A 15,822-nucleotide genomic window follows, 5' to 3' on the forward strand; every position below is an offset into this window, starting at 1 on the left:
GATCGGCTGGCAAGTGGGGGTCGATCATTCGGCCCACACGAGGGCCGACAACCCCGCTGCGAGGAAAACTTTGCGCCGCGGGTGGAACTCTTCATGCACTGAGCGCAGAGCTTACCCACGTCGGATTCGCCCCCGTCATCGAGGGATCAAGTTACCGATCATTTCATTGGGAAACGATAGGCGGCGGCACTCGGAACTGTCAGTTCGGCAGCGGTGAATTCAGCTGGCGAGTTCGGCCAGCGCGCACAGAGTTTCCGAGCAGCCCGCCTCGATTCGGAGCGTGGCGAGTTCGTCGCCGCGGGTGCGTCCGCGATTCACGATCACCACTGGCACACCGTTTTTCGCGGCTCTGCGCACGAAGCGCAGGCCCGACATCACCGTCACCGAGGAACCCGCCACCAGCAGCGCCTGCGCATTGTCGACCAGGTCGAAAGCGGCTTCGACCCGGTCGGGCGGCACATTCTCGCCGAAATACACGATGTCGGGTTTGAGCATTCCGCCGCACGCCATGCAGTCGACCATCCGGAATCGGTCGGTATCGGTCACCACCGCGTCCGCGTCCGGCGCCACTTCGATACCGGTGGCGCTCGCTGAGAGACTTTCCGCGAACCCGGGATTGGCGGCTTCGAGATGGTGGGCGAGTGTCATTCGGGAGATGAGATTCGCGCAGTGCAGACACCGCACGCGCGCGTAAGTTCCGTGCAGATCGATCACCCGGCGCGCACCCGCCTTCATGTGCAGCAGATCCACATTCTGGGTGATCACTCCCGACACCACCCCCGCTCGCTCTAGCCGCGCGACGGCGCGATGACCGGGGTTGGGCCGAGCGGCATCCATTCGCCGCCAGCCGATGTGATTGCGTGCCCAATACCGCTGCCGGAACACCGGGTCGCCGACGAATTGCTGGTAGGTCATCGGCGTGCGTGACGGCGAATCGGGACCACGATAGTCGGGAATGCCACTGTCGGTGCTCAGTCCCGCGCCGGAGATCACCACCGTGCGGCGCCCGCTCAACAGCTCGGCCGCGCGTGCCACCGCGTCGGTGGTGTCGTCGTCCACCATGGGCTCCACTCTACGAGCGGCAGGCGCCGGGGTGCGCGCGGGACGAACACGCCGGGCGGAGTTGCGTGCGGTGGGCCCGCGACGACATGATGTTTCATCCGCCCGGCATCGACCGCTGCAGAGGAAAACCTATGTCCGACACCGATGAGCACAGCCGCACCGCGCTCAATGCCGCGGTCGACGGGACCATCGTCGCCGTCCGCCGGATGTTCTATGTCCTCGGCGACGAGATCGACCGCACCGAGGGCCCGATCGAATTCACCTTCCGCGATGGTTCGACCCTGCTTTTCGACGCCGGTGTCGACGGCGCGGAACTGCGCATCGGCGGATCGCCGTGGCGTGATCCCTTCGAACCGCTGGTCGACCCCGTGAACATCGAATACGTCGCCAACTCCGGCAAGTACACCGCCTTCGACGTCACCGACGAGGCGCCCTACGACGAGCTCGCGGGCCGCCGCGTCGACGCGGTCTCGGTGGTGCCGCTGGCCGACGGCCGCCCCCGCGCGGCAACCCTCTACCTGGGCACGGGCATGGTGAAGGCGGAGTCGATCGCGGACGAACTCATCGTGACCCTGATCTCCACATAACGACTCGTTCCCTGCTCATCCGGCACACCAGGAGTCGCGATGGCATTCACCGGGTTTGCGGCTGCCTGACCACGAACGACTCCGACAGTTCGTCGATGACGTCGCCGCGGATCTGCCTGCGTTCGTTGGCCAGCGCGGTGGTCGTGCAGATGCCGAACGCGCCCTGCTCGTCGTAGAGCACCGCGGCGCCCGCCGCGATCCCGTCGTCGCTGAGATGGCTTTCCGCCTCGAGACCCATCTCGACGCCGACGGGCATGCGCGAGAACGTGATCGACACATCGGTGTTGATGAAACCGATGCCCTCGGTGCCCCAGTTGGTGACCAGGCTGGTCTGCTCGCCGGTCATCGCGGCGTAGCAGAACGGGGACGACTCCTCCCCCGCGACGACCGGGATATTGCGTACCCACTTGCGTTTGCGGGCGTCGTTCTGGTGTTCGGTCATATTCATCGACCACCCCTGCCCGTCACTGCTGAACAGATGCATCGTCTCGTCGATGGTGGCCAGCACGCTCGGGGGCGGCAGCGGGCGGTCCCGGTCGAGGCGCCACACCTCGCCCGGGGGCTGGGTCGAGCGCTTCAGCAGCAGCGCGCTGCCCCGGGCGACGATCTCACCGTCGGCACGCACGACGATCGCCACCGACCGCACCCGGTTGCCGTCGCGCACCAGTTCGCTGGCGATCGTCAGCGGCACGGCGGGCACGGACCGGTGCAGGTCGACGGTCAATCGCGCCGGGGCGAACCCGTCCGTGCAGTAGCTCGCCTGCACCTCGCGCGCCATTAATCCACATACCGGCGGACCGGACAGCGTGTTGGGCGACCACAGGCTCTGCGAGTACCGCGTCGGCGTGTAGACGCCGTCCGCGTGCGTGAAATAGCCAGGGGAGGTGCTCATCGTGACCCTTTCCGCTGCGCGCGCCGGGCGGGATCGCCGCGGCACACTATGCCTCAGACTAGAACGTGTTGCAGTTTTGCGGCAAGCGGGGTCATTCCAGCTCACCCTCGGTTTCCAGATAGACCTGGCGCAGCTTGTCCAGCGTTTCCTGCTCGGGGTGCTCCCACAGCTTGCGCTCGGCGGCTTCCAGGAGGCGTTCGGCGATGCCGTGCAGCGCCCACGGGTTGGACTGCTCCATGAACTTGCGGTTCACATCGTCGAAAACGTAGCTCTCGGAGAGCTTTTCGTACATCCAGTCCGCGACGACATTGGTGGTGGCGTCGTAGCCGAACAGGTAGTCGACGGTGGCGGCCATCTCGAAGGCGCCCTTGTACCCGTGGCGGCGCATCGCCTCGAGCCAGCGCGGGTTCACCACCCTGGCACGGAAGACGCGGGCGGTCTCCTCCGAGAGCGTGCGGGTGCGCACAGCATCGGGACGGGTGGAGTCGCCGATGTAGGCCTCGGGGTTCTTGCCGGTCAGCGCGCGGACGGTGGCCACCATGCCGCCGTGGTACTGGAAGTAGTCGTCGGAGTCGGCGATGTCGTGTTCGCGGGTGTCGGTGTTCTTGGCGGCGACCGCGATGCGTTTGTAGGCGGTGCGCATGTCGTCGGCGGCGGGGGCGCCGTCGAGGTCACGGCCGTAGGCGTAGCCACCCCAGGTGGTGTAGACCTGCGCGAGGTCGTCGTCGGTGCGCCAGCTCTTGGAGTCGATGAGCTGCAGCAAGCCCGCGCCGTAGGTGCCGGGCTTGGAACCGAAGATGCGGGTGGTGGCGCGGCGGGTGTCGCCGTGGTCGGCGAGATCCGACTGTGCGTGTGCGCGAACGTAATTCGATTCGGCGGGTTCGTCGAGGTCGGCGACGAGCCGGACCGCGTCGTCCAGGAGTGCCAGCACGTGCGGGAAGGCGTCGCGGAAGAAGCCCGAGATGCGGACCGTGACGTCGATGCGCGGCCGGGCGAGTTCGTCGAGGGAGATCACCTCGAGGTCGGTGACGCGGCGGCTCGCTTCGTCCCAGACCGGCCGAACACCCAGCAGGGCGAAGACTTCCGCGATGTCGTCGCCGGAGGTACGCATGGCCGAGGTGCCCCACACCGAAAGGCCGACCGACTTCGGGTACGCGCCGTGGTCGGCCAGGTAGCGGGCGAGCAGCGATTCCGCCATCGCCTGGCCGGTCTCCCAGGCCAGTCGCGAGGGCACGGCCTTGGGGTCGACGGAGTAGAAGTTACGGCCGGTGGGCAGCACGTTGATCAGGCCGCGCAGGGGTGAGCCGCTGGGACCGGCGGGGATGAAGCCACCGTTGAGGGCGTGCAGGACGCGGGCGATCTCGATGCTGGTTTCGCGCAGGCGCGGCACGACTTCGGTGGCGGCGAACCGCAAGACGGTCCGCACCGCTTCCAGACGCCCACTCACCGCGACACTGCCCGCCGCGGACGTGGCGGCCCTGGGCGCCGCGGCGGCGTCCGGCACCTCCGCGATCCCGGGCGTGGACGAATCATCCACTCCCCCAGCGAGAATCGCGGTGGCGTAGTCGTCGACCAGCGCGTCGACCGCCGCCACCGACCAGTCCGTCGCCTGCAAGGCGCCGAGCAGTTCGCGGGCACGGCTTTCCACCACGTCCACACGTTCGCGGGATTCGTCGCCGGCCTCGCTGAGCCCCAATGCTTCTCGCAGGCCCACCACGTTCTGTTCGCCGCCCCACAGCTGGCGGGCGCGCAGCATGGCCAGCACCAGGTCGAGTTCGGTGTCGCCCTCGGGTGCCTGGCCGAGGATGTGCAGACCGTCGCGGATCTGGACGTCCTTGATCTCGCACAGCCAGCCGTCGACGTGCAGGAGCATGTCGTCGAAGACGTCCTCTTCGGGGCGTTCGGCGAGACCGAGGTCGTGGTCCATCTTGGCCGCGCGCATCAGGGTCCAGATCTGCTGGCGGATGGCGGGTAGTTTGGCCGGGTCCAAGGCGGAGATGTTGGCATGCTCGTCGAGCAACTGCTCCAAACGGGAGATGTCGCCGTAGGTTTCGGCGCGCGCCATCGGCGGGATCAGGTGATCGACCAGGGTGGCGTGGGCGCGGCGTTTGGCCTGGGTGCCCTCGCCGGGATCGTTGACCAGGAACGGGTAGATCAGCGGCAGATCGCCCAGTGCCGCGTCGGTACCGCAGGACGCGGACATGCCGAGGGTCTTGCCGGGCAGCCATTCGAGGTTGCCGTGCTTACCCAGGTGCACCATCGCGTCGGCACCGAAACCGTCCGGCGAGGACAACCAGCGGTACGCGGCGAGGTAGTGGTGACTCGGCGGCAGATCCGGATCGTGGTAGATCGCGACGGGGTTCTCGCCGAACCCGCGAGGCGGCTGCACCATCAGCACCACATTGCCGAAACGCAGTGCCGCGATGACGATTTCACCCTTGGGGTCGGCCGACCGGTCGACATACAGTTCGCCCGGCGGCGGACCCCACGACTCCACGACGGCCTCGCGCAGGTCCGCGGGCAAGGACTCGAACCAGCGGGTGTAGGTGGTGGCGCCGATCCGAATCGGGTTGCCCTCCAGCTGTTCCGCGCTCAACCACTCCGGATCCTGACCGCCCGCGGCGATCAGCGCGTGGATCAGCGCGTCACCGTCGCGTTCCACCAGGCCGGGGATCTCGTCGATGTCGCCGAGATCGTAACCGGCGGCGCGCAATTCGGTGAGCAGGCGGATCGCGCTGGCGGGGGTGTCGAGGCCGACGGCGTTGCCGATGCGGGCGTGCTTGGTCGGATACGCCGAGAGCATGATCGCGATCCGCTTGTCCCCAGCCGGAATGTGGCGCAGGCGGGCGTGTCGCACGGCGATCCCCGCCACGCGGGCACAGCGTTCGGAATCGGGGACATACGCGGACAGGCCGTCGGCGTCGAACTCCTTGAAGGAGAACGGCACCGTGATGATGCGACCGTCGAACTCGGGCACCGCGACCTGTGTCGCGACATCAAGGGGTGACAGGCCGTCGTCGTTGGCCTCCCACTGCGCGCGACCGCTGGTCAGGCACAGTCCCTGCAGGATCGGCACGTCCAGCGCGGCGAGCGCGGCCACGTCCCAGGCTTCGTCGTCACCACCGGCCGAGGCGGTGGCGGGCTTGCTGCCGCCGGCCGCCAGCACGGTCACCACGAGGGCGTCGGCGCGGCCGAGCAGGGTGAGAAGTTCGGGTTCGGCGGTGCGCAGCGAGGCCGCGTAGACCGGAAGCGGTCGCGCGCCCTTGGCCTCGATCGCCTTGCACAGCGCCTCGATGTAGGCGGTGTTGCCCGCGAGGTGCTGGGCGCGGTAGTAGACGACCGCGACGGTCGGAGCGTGCGGCTCCAGGATTCGCGGAGACCGATCGAGCTCGCCCCAGGTCGGCAGCTGGGCGGGCGGTTCGAAACCGTGACCGGTCAGCAACACCGTGTCGGACAGGAAGTTGTGCAGCTGCAGCAGGTTCTCCGCGCCGCCGGCGGCGAGGTAGTTGTGCGCGTCGGCCGCGACACCGACCGGCACCGTCGAGCACTCCATCAGCTCGGCGTCGGGCGCGATCTCGCCACCCAGCGCCACCATCGGCACCCCGCTCGCCCGAATGGCGTCGAGGCCCTCCTCCCAGGCGCGCTTGCCGCCGAGGATCCGCACGATCACCAGATCAGCGCCGTCGAGCAGGCCCGGCAGATCCTCCACGAGCAGCCGCGCGGGATTGCCCCAGCGGTACTCGGCGCCGCTCGCGCGGGCGCTCAGGAGATCGGTGTCGGAGGTGGACAGCAGCAGGATCACAGGGTGAGACCTTCCTCGGGTTACGCGCCCATCGGGGGTTGCGGTGCTCGCCGGAGAGGGTCTGGCTGTTCACAGTGGCGCGACCGCACCGGATTTCCACCGGTTTCCTCGACGCCCGCCGAGCAAGACGATGCTACTGGGCCCGTCCGGCCCGCAACTTTCCAGCCCGTGCCCGACGCTGGACAATTGATCAGCAGACAACGGTGCGGGCCTGGTCCGAGGGGCCGTCCTGCAGCGTTGCCTGGTGATCTTGATCTGCGCCGCGGTGCTCAGCGATCGGGCGGCTCGATGTGAACAGCTGCTGTCGTCAATGGGTGGGTCGCGCGGTGGTGTCCTCGGTCGTGACGGCGGTGGCGACTTCGGTGAGGGCGCGGCGGATGGTGTCGCCGTAGTCGTCGTCGCCGAGGGTGTGGAGGCATTCCCGGGCGGCATCGAGGTGGCGGGTGGCGGCCGGGAACGCGCCGAGGCGGCGGAAGTTGTCAGCGAGGTTCAGGTGCAGGGAGGGGTAGAAGCCGGCTACCTGGATGCCCGCGTGGTAATCGTGCAAACGGGTGTCGGTGAGGGCGTCGGCGGCATCGAGAGCGCGGACGTCCCAGACGAGGGCCTCGGCGGGGTCGTCGCAGGTGTCGGCCACGTAGTGGGCAAGGGCGCAGCGGTGTAGCGGGTCACCGGCGGGGCCGATGTCGCGCCAGACCTCGAGCAGGGCGCTGCGGGCGCGATCGGGGTCGCCGGTGCGGAAGTCGGTGACGCCCTGGGTGATTCGGGTCATGATCGGATCGGCGGTGGTCATCGGACGGTCTCCTCGGTGGGGTCGGGTTTGCACGGCATTGCCAGGGTCGACAGGTCGCCGTCGTCGGCGGAGCGGATCAGGGCGGGCTGATCGGGGGCGATGAGATCGAGCATCACGTCGGGACCGACGGCAGTGGCGATGGCGGGGTAGAGCGTGGTGACGGCGAAATGGATCGTGACGGCCGGACCGGTGATGCGTGCCGGGATCGTCGTGGCGCGTCCGTCGGACGCGGTGACGGACACCGTGTCATCGGGGTTCGCGTGCAGCGTCACCGTCGCCGAACCGAGGGTTTCCACCGCGTCGAGCAGGGTGGCCCGGGCGAGGACGACTCTGGTGCGAACCGCGGGTAGCGCCGCCAGCATTGCCCGGTAATCGGGGAAGTCATCGGCCGAACGTCGGCAGAAGACGGATTCACCGTTCGCGGCGGTCGGCCCGTCGACACCGGAACCCGCAGTGGCCGTGGTGAACTCGATGCCCGATGGTGCCGGTCGGAGGGCCACCGAATATCGGCGGCGCAGCCAGGACACCGCCGAGCGGAGGTCGTCGGCGTCGACCGTGGCAACCCAGTCCGCGATGCAGGTGAGCATCGGGCGCACCGTGCGGGTGGCCAGCCGGTAGCGGTCCGTCGCGGTGAGGATCAGCTGCTGCCCGTCGACCTCGAACAGGACGGTATCGAGCACCCGTAGTTCGGGATGGGCGACGGTAGCGGTCGCGATCTGGTCGACGGCAGCCGCGAGCGCCGGGCCGCTGACCCACAATTCGCCGGGTAACGCGGCCGGCGTCTCCTGCGGTCCGTGCGTGGCGAGAACCGCGCGTGCGGCCGCGGCGGCGGCGCGAACCTCCTCCTGATGGCGGTCGAGGTCGGCGAGGTGGTGGTCGAGCAGGGTGATCGCGCGGGTGGGGTCGGGTTCGGCGAGGACGGTGGCAACCGCGGGCAGCGGCATGCCGACGGCGCGCAGGTGGCGCAGCAGGCGGGCCGGGGTGGATTGTTCGGGGGCGTAGTAGCGGTAGCCGGTGTCCTCGTCGATGAGGGCCGGGGTCAGGACGCCCGCGTCGGCGTAGAAGCGCAGGGCGCTGGCGCTCAGGCCGCAGGCGCGGGCGAACGCTCCGATGGTGATCAGCTCGGTGTCGGGCACCGGTTCATCATCGGGGTTCGAGCTGGTCGAAGGTCAAGTCGTCGATCGCTCGGTGCCCGCCGCGACCATCTCCGGGGAACCGGTGCCGAGATTGCGGTACACGTTGGCGATCACCAGTTGGCCGAGGGCGTTGTTGCCGACGCCACCGATCACCGCGCCGATCCCCGCGGGGATGAGGGTGCCGAACAGCAGCAGACCGCGTTTGACCAGGTAGTTCACAATGAAGCGCTTGGCCGGGGAGTCGGGCATGCTCGCCAGACCGGGGATGCGGTCGGTGACGACCGAGAGCCACTGGCCCGTCTTGTGGCCCGCGGTCTCGTCGAGCACCTTCGTGCCCGCATCGCCGAGCACGACCTTCGACACCAGATGCGCTTGCCGGGAATCGTCGGGCTCGAGACCGTACGCCGCGGCGGCACCGACGGACAGCACCGACGACGCCTCGAGGAACACGAGGGTGTCCACCCCGGTCGCGGCCAGCCCGATCAGCGTGCCCACCCCCGGCACCGCGGCGGTGAGCCCCACCGTGACGCCGCTGGCGGTGACAACCACCAGGTACTGGCGCGAGAGCCGCTGCACGATCTCCACCGGCGCGTCCTCCGGGTGCCTGCGGCCCAACCAGTCGACGTAGCGATTCACCACCGGCGCCTGCGCCTGCGCGACCCTGTCGAGTGCGGGAACAACACGCTTGTCCACGAATTCACGCAACATGCGGCGACTCTCCTGTCAGTACTCGGCTGGCGAAGGAACCGCCACTCACCCTAAGCGACTACCCGCGAACCGCCCCGTCACGCGAGTCGGCCTCGTCACATCGGCCGGGCCTCGCGGCTGATCGACCGAGCACGGTGGACGAGCACCGAACACCGCACTCGCCACTGCGCGCGGCGGACCGGCCGATCACGCTGCGGTTCGGGGCGGTGCGGGTGGGTCGTAGGCTGGAGCATCATGACCAGGAGTGCTCCCGATTCTTGCCCAGGGGTGCTGCGGCTGCATCAGGCTGCTGATGGGCCGTTGGCACGGATTCGCGTGCCCGGCGGGCGGCTGGAGTCGGCACAGTTGCAGACGCTGGCCGATGCGGCGCGTGATCTGGGCAACGGCAACCTCGAACTGACCTCGCGCGGAAATATACAGCTCAGGCAGATACGTGACGCCTCCGAACTCGCGCTGCGATTGGGTGCGGCCGGGCTGTTGCCCAGCGAGACCCATGAACGGGTCCGCAATATCGTGGCCTCGCCGCTGTCCGGGCGGGTCGGCGGGTTCGCCGACGTGCACGGGCTCGCGGTGGACCTCGATGCCGGATTGCGCGACGATCCGCTGCTGGCGGATCTGCCGGGACGTGTGCTGTTCACCCTCGACGACGGACGCGGCGATGTGAGCACCCTGCACGGTGACATCGGCATTCACGCGGTGGGCGGCGACGAGTTCGCGCTCCTGCTCGCGGGCGCCGACACCGGGATTCGGGTCACCGCGAGCGAAGCGGTCGACGTGATGCTCGACGCGGCGCGCGGCTTTCTCGATCTGCGGGGAACCGGCGAGTCGGGGCAGTGGCGGCTGCACGAGATCCCCGGCGGGGTCGAATCGGTGGTCGAGACACTGGACCGCTCGCCGGCCGGCGAACCTCTCGAACTCGGTGCGACACACGCTGTTCCGATCGGCTGGCTCGACCAGGAGAACGGACTCGTCACGCTCGGCGCCGGCGTGCCGCTGGGCACCCTGTCGGCCAGGACGGCCGAATTCCTGGCCGCAGTCGAGCGGCCCGTCTTCGTCACCCCGTGGCGCAGCCTGGTGATCACCGATCTCGCCGAGGGACCCGCCGAAACCGTGGTGCGCGTGCTCGCGCCGATGGGTCTGATCTTCGACGTGAGTTCCCCGTGGCTGCAGGTCAGCGCCTGCGCCGGCCGCCCTGGCTGCGCGAAATCGCACACCGACGTCCGCGCCGACCTGGCTGCCGCCATCGAATCCGATCGCGTTCTTCCCGCGGCGACCGGCGCCGCGGGAGAGCTCAAGCAGCCGACCGAGAACGCCACGCCACCAGCCGATCCCGAGAACGCCACCGTGACCGAGGCCTTCGCACCTCAGGTGCCCGCGGAGGTCGAACTCGTCGCGGCCGACGCCGTCACCGTGGCGGGTCGCCAGCACTGGTCGGGGTGCGATCGCCGCTGCGGTCGCCCGCGCGGACCTGTGGCCGATGTCGTCGCCACCGATCACGGCTATCGCGTCGAGACCGACCACGCGACGATCACGCCCTGACCGCGGGCGGCCGGGCGAAACTCGATCGACGATTCCGGGTTCGTTTCGTACCCTTGCCTTCTCATCACGAGGGGGTTCCCATGTCCACACTGCAGGTGACGGCCGAGCGGCTCGTCGTTGTCGCGCATCCGAATGCCGATCGGCTCGAGCTGGCCCAGGTCGGGCTGTATCGAGCGGTGGTCGCCAAAGGTCAGTTCACGACCGGGGATCACGCGGTCTACATTCCGGAACAGTCGGTGCTGCCCGAGGAGCTGATCGCCGAGCTGGGGCTGACCGGGAAACTGGCGGGCTCGCTGCGTAATCGGGTGAAGGCGGTGCGACTGCGCGGCGAGGTGTCGCAGGGCATCGTGTGCACTCCGGCCGCGCTGGGCGGGGTGGATCTCGCGGTGGCCGCGGTCGAGCGTACCGACTTCGCCGAGTCGCTCGGGGTCGTGAAATGGGTTCCGCCGGTGCCGGTTTCGATGTCGGGGCAGGTCGAGTCGGCGCCGGAGCTGCTGCGGTGGGTCGATGTCGAGAACATCAAGCGATTTCCCGGCATCTTCGTCGACGGGGAGCCGGTGGTGGCCACGGAGAAGATCCACGGCACCGCCTGCCTGCTCACCCACGTGCGTGCCGATGACCGAATCCTGGTGTCGTCCAAAGGTGTTGGTGGTCGGTCGCTGGCTTTGACCGCGACCGACGGAAACCTGTACTGGCGTGCCATTCGCGCCAACGGGCTCGACGAGGCCGCTCGCACGCTCGCCACCGCGCTTCACGCGGACCGGGTCGGCATGTTCGGTGAGGTGTACGGCGCCGGCGTGCAGGACCTGCACTACGGCGCGTCGGCCGCGCACGACGAGTCGCTCGGCTTCGGCCTGTTCGATGTCGCGATCGAGCGGACCGGCGAAGCGGTTCGCTGGCTCGACCATCACGAGATCGGTGCACTGTTCGCCGAACTCGGCATCGCGGTGCCCCGGGTGCCGGTGCTCTACGAGGGCCCCTACGACGCGGAGTTGCTGCTGAAGCTGGCCGAAGGCACCGAAACCGTCACCGGCGCAGGCACCAATATCCGGGAGGGCCTCGTCGTGCGCGCGGCCGCCGAACGACACTCGCCGGTCCTCGGTGGTCGTGCCATCGGCAAGATCGTCTCCGACGCGTACCTGCTGCGCGACGGCGGCACCGAGTACGAGTGATTCACGCGGCGGGTCGCGGCGGGCGCGTTGTCTCCGCGACCACCGCCGCCGCGAGGGTGACCATCACCCCGAGCACCAACCACACCCGGCCGATATGCGGTGCCGCCCAGCCGAGCCCGAGCGCGACAACCAGGCACGGTAGCGGCCACCGCAACAACCAACGCGCCCCCTCGCCGCGCACCCCGCCGAGCCCACACACCAGGAAGAACGCGGCGGCACCACCACCGAGCACCCAGCCGAGCCCGGCAGGCAGATAACCCGACGGGTGGGCGGCGACCAGGCCCAACCCGCCTGCGACGGTCGCGATCGCACCACTGACCGGGTGTGCCATCGGCCCAGTATGTGGGCGGTGGCGATCCGGTTCGGCTAGCTCGCGGTCGTGTCGCGACGGGTGTGCAGCTCGAGCACACAGCACTTCACGCCGCCGCCGCCCGTGCGCAGTTCGGACAGGTCGACCGGAACCGGGACGAATCCGCGCTCGCGCAGGCGCCCGATGAGCTCGGTGGCGCCGGGGTCGAGGAAGACGTGCGCGCCGTCGCTGAGCCCGTTCAAGCCGAAGCAGAGCGCGTCGTTGTCGTCGGCGAGGATCGCGTCCGGGTAGAGCGCGGTCAGGATGTCGCGGGCGGCGGGGCTGAACGCGGCCGGGTAGTAGGCGATGGCGGTGTCGTCGAGGACCATCAGCGCGGTATCGAGGTGATAGAAGCGCGGGTCGACCAGTTCGAGCGACACCACCGGCACCTCGAAATACCGCTCGACCTCCGCGTGCGCGGCCAGCGAACAGCGGAATCCGACACCCGCCAGGATCCGCTGCCCGGCGAACGCGAAATCGCCCTCCCCCTCGTTGGTTTCGCACGCGGCCGCCAGTTCGCGCAGTTCCCTGGCCGCGAACCACTGATGGAAGGCCGGGCCCTCCGCGGCGCGTTCGGGGTGGGCGAAGCGGGCCGAGAGCGCGTGTCCGCCGATCACGATGCCGCTGTTGGCGGCGAAGACCATGTCCGGCAGACCTGGCTCGCCGGGCACCGTTTCCACAGTGTGCCCGTGCGCTTCCAGTGTCGCGCGCAGGGTCTCCCACTGCGCCAGCGCGCGGGCCCGGTCGACCGGGGCGGCCGGATCCATCCACGGGTTGATCGCGTAGGTGACCTCGAAATGGTCGGGACGGCACAGCACGTAGCGGCGCGGTGAGGCGGTCCGCGCGGGCGCTGGTCCATGAGGCGCGGGCGCTGATACACGCGGCACGGGCGCGGAGGTGCGAAGCGGGCTGGCGGCGGTCATCAGGACTCCTGGTGGCGGCGCGGACGGTTTCCACGACCGTAATTGCCGTTCCATTGCACGGGGAACACCGATTCGTTGTGCATTTTGGTGCCAGAATGGAGGTTCATTGCGTAAGAGGGAAGGGGAACGACGTGGACACCATCGATCGGCGCATTCTCGCGGAGCTGCTCGTCCATGCCCGCGCCTCGTTCCAGGAGATCGGTTCGGTGGTCGGCCTGTCCGCGCCCGCCGTGAAACGACGCGTGGACAAGATGGTCGCGAGCGGGCAGATCACCGGGTTCACCGCGCAGGTCAACCCGGCCGCGCTGGGCTGGACGACCGAGGCCTATGTCGAGGTCTACTACCGCGACAACATCTCCCCGGCCGAGCTACGCCGCACGCTCGAACCGATTCCACAGGTCGTCGGCGTGTGGACGATCGCGGGCGAGGCCGACGCGCTGGTGCACGTGATGGCCACCGATATGGCCGAGATCGAGGTGACGGTCGAACGGATCAGGGAGAACGCGCGCGTCGGGCGCACCCGCAGTTCGCTGGTGATGTCGCGCATTCTCGAACGCCCCCGCACCTGAGCCGCGCGACACCACGTCAGACCCAGGTTCTAGGGTTGTCCGCATGTCCGACGTGCGTGCCAGCTACCTCACCGACGGGGCCGAGATCTATCGGCGCTCGTTCGCGACGATCCGCGCCGAAGCCGACCTCGCCGGTTTCCCCGCCGATGTCGAGCGGGTGGCGGTCCGCATGATCCACGGCTGCGGCCAGGTCGACCTGGCCCCCGACATCGCCTACTCCCCCGGCGTGGTCACCGCCGCGCGCGCCGCGCTGCACGCGGGCAAGCCGATCATCTGCGATGCCAACATGGTCGCCTCCGGCGTAACCCGCAAGCGCCTGCCGGCCGACAACGCGGTGCTGTGCAACCTCACCGACCCGCGCGTGCCCGAACTCGCCGCGCGACTGGGCAACACCCGCTCGGTGGCGGCGCTGGAACTGCTGCGCGACCAACTCGACGGTGCGGTGGTGGCCATCGGCAACGCGCCGACCGCGCTGTTCCACCTGCTCGACATGCTCGACGCCGGTGCGCCGCGACCCGCCGCGATCATCGGCATCCCGGTCGGATTCATCGGCGCCGCGGAATCCAAGCAGGCGCTGGCCGACTTCGGCGGCATCGAGTATTTGACCGTCCGCGGCAGGCGCGGCGGCAGCGCGATCACCGCCTCGGCACTGAATGCGATTGCGAGCGAACAGGAGTGAGTGAGATCAGCACCGGCAAACTGTGGGGTATCGGCCTGGGTCCCGGCGACCCGGAACTGGTGACGGTGAAGGCCGCGCGGCTCATCGCCGAGGCCGATGTGGTCGCGTTCCACAGCGCCAAGCACGGGCGCAGCATCTCGCGCGCCATCGCCGAGCCGTACCTGCGCGCGGGGCAGATCGAGGAGCACCTCGTCTACCCGGTGACCGTCGAGACCACCGATCATCCCGGTGGGTATCAGGGCGCGATCGACGAGTTCTACGAGCAGGCCGCCGCACGGCTGGCGACACACCTGGCCGCGGGGCGCACCGTCGCGCTGCTCGCCGCCGGTGATCCGCTGTTCTACTCCTCCTATATGCACATGCACCGGCGGCTGGCCGATCGATTCGACGCCGAGATCGTGCCCGGCATCACCTCGGTCAGTGCGGCGTCGGCGGCGCTGGGGACTCCGCTCGTCGAGGGTGAGCAGGTGCTGACCGTGCTGCCGGGCACCATGCCCGTCGACGAACTGACCGCGCGACTACGCGAGACCGACGCGGCCGCGATCATGAAGCTGGGGCGCACGTTCCCCGGTGTGCGCCAGGCACTGTCGGACTCCGGTCGACTGGGCGACGCCTACTACGTCGAACGGGCGAGCAGCACCCGTCAGCGGGTACTCGCCGCCGCCGATGTCGACGAGGCGGACGTGCCGTACTTCTCGATCACCCTGGTCCCGGGACCGACGCCGACCACACCGATCCCCGCTCGCCGCACGGCCGACCGCGATCAGTCCGCTCCGGCGACCGATGGCCGCCGCGTACCGGTCGCCGATGCCGAACTACCGGACGCCACAGGCGAAGTCGTGGTTGTCGGGCTCGGCCCCGGGGACACCGACTGGACCACACCGCAGGTCACCGCCGCACTCGCCGAGGCGACCGATCTCGTCGGCTACACCACCTACATCAACCGTGTCCCCGAGCGGGCGGGCCAGCGACGGCACGCCAGCGACAACAAGGTCGAATCCGAGCGAGCCGCGATGGCGCTGGATCTGGCCAAGCGGGGCGCTCGCGTCGCCGTGATCTCCTCCGGCGATCCGGGCGTATTCGCCATGGCCGCGGCCGTTCTCGAAGTGTCGGCCGAACCGCAGTTCAAGGATGTTCCGGTGCGGGTGCTGCCGGGTCTGACCGCGGCCAACGCGGTGGCGAGCCGGGTCGGCGCGCCGCTGGGACACGACTACGCGATGATCTCGCTGTCGGACCGGCTCAAGCCGTGGGATGTTGTCGCACAACGCCTTTCGGCGGTCGCGGCGGCCGATATGGCCATCGCGATCTACAACCCGGCCTCGTCTCAACGCCGCTGGCAGGTCGGCGCCATGCGCGACGTACTGCTCGAGCACCGTCCGCCGCAGACGCCGGTGGTGCTCGGCCGCGATGTCGGCGGCCCGACCGAAACGGTCCGGGTGATCACCCTGGGCGAGCTCGATCCGGACGAGGTCGACATGCGCACCCTACTGATCATCGGCTCCTCGACCACCACCGCCTTCGACACCCCCGACGGCACCCGAGTCTTCACCTCTCGCCGGTACGGAACGTCGTAGGTCCGAGGCGGTCGGCCGGCGGGCCCGGCGCGGTCGAACC

Annotated in this window: 14 protein-coding genes; 6 read left to right on the top strand and 8 right to left on the bottom strand. The window is 69.2% G+C overall.

What is annotated here, in order from left to right:
- Window positions 1–219: 219 nt before the first annotated feature.
- On the bottom strand, window positions 220–1,062 hold the full coding sequence (locus tag ACQHI0_RS14820) for an NAD-dependent protein deacetylase (protein WP_427908520.1): 843 nt from the start codon (window positions 1,060–1,062) through the stop codon (window positions 220–222).
- A 131-nt stretch (window positions 1,063–1,193) separates the two neighbouring features.
- On the opposite strand from ACQHI0_RS14820, the gene ACQHI0_RS14825 reads away from it, so the two are divergent.
- Entirely contained in the window at window positions 1,194–1,649 is a 456-nt protein-coding gene (locus ACQHI0_RS14825; RefSeq protein ID WP_427908521.1) for a hypothetical protein, read from the top strand.
- A 46-nt stretch (window positions 1,650–1,695) separates the two neighbouring features.
- Here the strand turns inward: ACQHI0_RS14825 and ACQHI0_RS14830 are convergent, their stop codons facing one another.
- From ACQHI0_RS14830 to ACQHI0_RS14850, 5 genes are all read right to left on the bottom strand, one after another.
- Entirely contained in the window at window positions 1,696–2,541 is an 846-nt protein-coding gene (locus tag ACQHI0_RS14830) for an acyl-CoA thioesterase domain-containing protein (RefSeq protein ID WP_427908522.1), read from the bottom strand.
- Between the two features lie 91 nt (window positions 2,542–2,632).
- Window positions 2,633–6,343 carry a cobaltochelatase subunit CobN gene (gene cobN, locus ACQHI0_RS14835; RefSeq protein ID WP_427908523.1) on the bottom strand — a complete coding sequence of 1,237 codons (3,711 nt, stop codon included), beginning with the start codon at window positions 6,341–6,343 and terminating at the stop codon, window positions 2,633–2,635.
- 307 nt (window positions 6,344–6,650) lie between these two features.
- On the bottom strand, window positions 6,651–7,133 hold the full coding sequence (locus ACQHI0_RS14840; protein WP_427908524.1) for a hypothetical protein: 483 nt from the start codon (window positions 7,131–7,133) through the stop codon (window positions 6,651–6,653).
- Complete coding sequence (locus tag ACQHI0_RS14845; RefSeq protein WP_427908525.1) at window positions 7,130–8,269, bottom strand: MerR family transcriptional regulator; 1,140 nt, start codon at window positions 8,267–8,269, stop codon at window positions 7,130–7,132. The genes ACQHI0_RS14840 and ACQHI0_RS14845 overlap by 4 nt, the downstream gene beginning before the upstream one ends.
- Window positions 8,270–8,302: 33 nt before the next feature.
- Window positions 8,303–8,977 (bottom strand): hypothetical protein, encoded by a 675-nt coding sequence (locus tag ACQHI0_RS14850; RefSeq protein WP_427908526.1) that lies wholly within the window; start codon window positions 8,975–8,977, stop codon window positions 8,303–8,305.
- A gap of 234 nt (window positions 8,978–9,211) precedes the next feature.
- Here ACQHI0_RS14850 and cobG point away from each other — a divergent pair, with 234 nt between their 5' ends.
- Both cobG and ACQHI0_RS14860 read left to right on the top strand, forming a co-directional pair.
- Window positions 9,212–10,516, top strand: coding sequence for a precorrin-3B synthase (gene cobG, locus ACQHI0_RS14855; RefSeq protein ID WP_427908527.1), 1,305 nt, complete (start codon window positions 9,212–9,214; stop codon window positions 10,514–10,516).
- 80 nt (window positions 10,517–10,596) lie between these two features.
- On the top strand, window positions 10,597–11,688 hold the full coding sequence (locus ACQHI0_RS14860) for an RNA ligase (ATP) (protein WP_427908528.1): 1,092 nt from the start codon (window positions 10,597–10,599) through the stop codon (window positions 11,686–11,688).
- 1 nt (window position 11,689) lies between these two features.
- Here the strand turns inward: ACQHI0_RS14860 and ACQHI0_RS14865 are convergent, their stop codons facing one another.
- The gene (locus ACQHI0_RS14865) at window positions 11,690–12,019 is read right to left on the bottom strand and encodes a hypothetical protein (RefSeq protein WP_427908529.1); all 330 of its coding nucleotides are present in this window, start codon (window positions 12,017–12,019) and stop codon (window positions 11,690–11,692) included.
- A gap of 35 nt (window positions 12,020–12,054) precedes the next feature.
- Window positions 12,055–12,960 (bottom strand): dimethylargininase, encoded by a 906-nt coding sequence (gene ddaH, locus ACQHI0_RS14870; RefSeq protein WP_427908530.1) that lies wholly within the window; start codon window positions 12,958–12,960, stop codon window positions 12,055–12,057.
- Between the two features lie 95 nt (window positions 12,961–13,055).
- Here ddaH and ACQHI0_RS14875 point away from each other — a divergent pair, with 95 nt between their 5' ends.
- Genes ACQHI0_RS14875 through cobJ form a run of 3 tightly spaced genes read left to right on the top strand, consistent with a single transcriptional unit; the run spans window position 13,056 to window position 15,782 of the window.
- Window positions 13,056–13,529 (top strand): Lrp/AsnC family transcriptional regulator, encoded by a 474-nt coding sequence (locus ACQHI0_RS14875; protein WP_427908531.1) that lies wholly within the window; start codon window positions 13,056–13,058, stop codon window positions 13,527–13,529.
- 43 nt (window positions 13,530–13,572) lie between these two features.
- The gene (locus ACQHI0_RS14880; protein ID WP_427908532.1) at window positions 13,573–14,208 is read left to right on the top strand and encodes a precorrin-8X methylmutase; all 636 of its coding nucleotides are present in this window, start codon (window positions 13,573–13,575) and stop codon (window positions 14,206–14,208) included.
- A 5-nt stretch (window positions 14,209–14,213) separates the two neighbouring features.
- On the top strand, window positions 14,214–15,782 hold the full coding sequence (gene cobJ / locus ACQHI0_RS14885; RefSeq protein ID WP_427909171.1) for a precorrin-3B C(17)-methyltransferase: 1,569 nt from the start codon (window positions 14,214–14,216) through the stop codon (window positions 15,780–15,782).
- Window positions 15,783–15,822 lie beyond the last annotated feature (40 nt).

This window comes from Nocardia sp. FBN12 (assembly GCF_050320175.1).
In the GTDB taxonomy this organism is placed as follows: Bacteria; Actinomycetota; Actinomycetes; order Mycobacteriales; family Mycobacteriaceae; genus Nocardia.

Excerpts from the sequence above, each read along its gene's own strand:
- ACQHI0_RS14865 (WP_427908529.1), bottom strand. The coding sequence starts at position 12,019 with ATGGCACACCCGGTCAGTGGTGCGATCGCGACCGTCGCAGGCGGGTTG.
- ACQHI0_RS14860 (WP_427908528.1), top strand. The coding sequence starts at position 10,597 with ATGTCCACACTGCAGGTGACGGCCGAGCGGCTCGTCGTTGTCGCGCAT.
- ACQHI0_RS14820 (WP_427908520.1), bottom strand. The coding sequence starts at position 1,062 with ATGGTGGACGACGACACCACCGACGCGGTGGCACGCGCGGCCGAGCTG.
- ACQHI0_RS14840 (WP_427908524.1), bottom strand. The coding sequence starts at position 7,133 with ATGACCACCGCCGATCCGATCATGACCCGAATCACCCAGGGCGTCACC.
- ACQHI0_RS14830 (WP_427908522.1), bottom strand. The coding sequence starts at position 2,541 with ATGAGCACCTCCCCTGGCTATTTCACGCACGCGGACGGCGTCTACACG.
- ACQHI0_RS14875 (WP_427908531.1), top strand. The coding sequence starts at position 13,056 with ATGGAGGTTCATTGCGTAAGAGGGAAGGGGAACGACGTGGACACCATC.
- ACQHI0_RS14825 (WP_427908521.1), top strand. The coding sequence starts at position 1,194 with ATGTCCGACACCGATGAGCACAGCCGCACCGCGCTCAATGCCGCGGTC.
- ddaH (WP_427908530.1), bottom strand. The coding sequence starts at position 12,960 with ATGACCGCCGCCAGCCCGCTTCGCACCTCCGCGCCCGTGCCGCGTGTA.
- cobG (WP_427908527.1), top strand. The coding sequence starts at position 9,212 with ATGACCAGGAGTGCTCCCGATTCTTGCCCAGGGGTGCTGCGGCTGCAT.
- ACQHI0_RS14880 (WP_427908532.1), top strand. The coding sequence starts at position 13,573 with ATGTCCGACGTGCGTGCCAGCTACCTCACCGACGGGGCCGAGATCTAT.
- ACQHI0_RS14850 (WP_427908526.1), bottom strand. The coding sequence starts at position 8,977 with ATGTTGCGTGAATTCGTGGACAAGCGTGTTGTTCCCGCACTCGACAGG.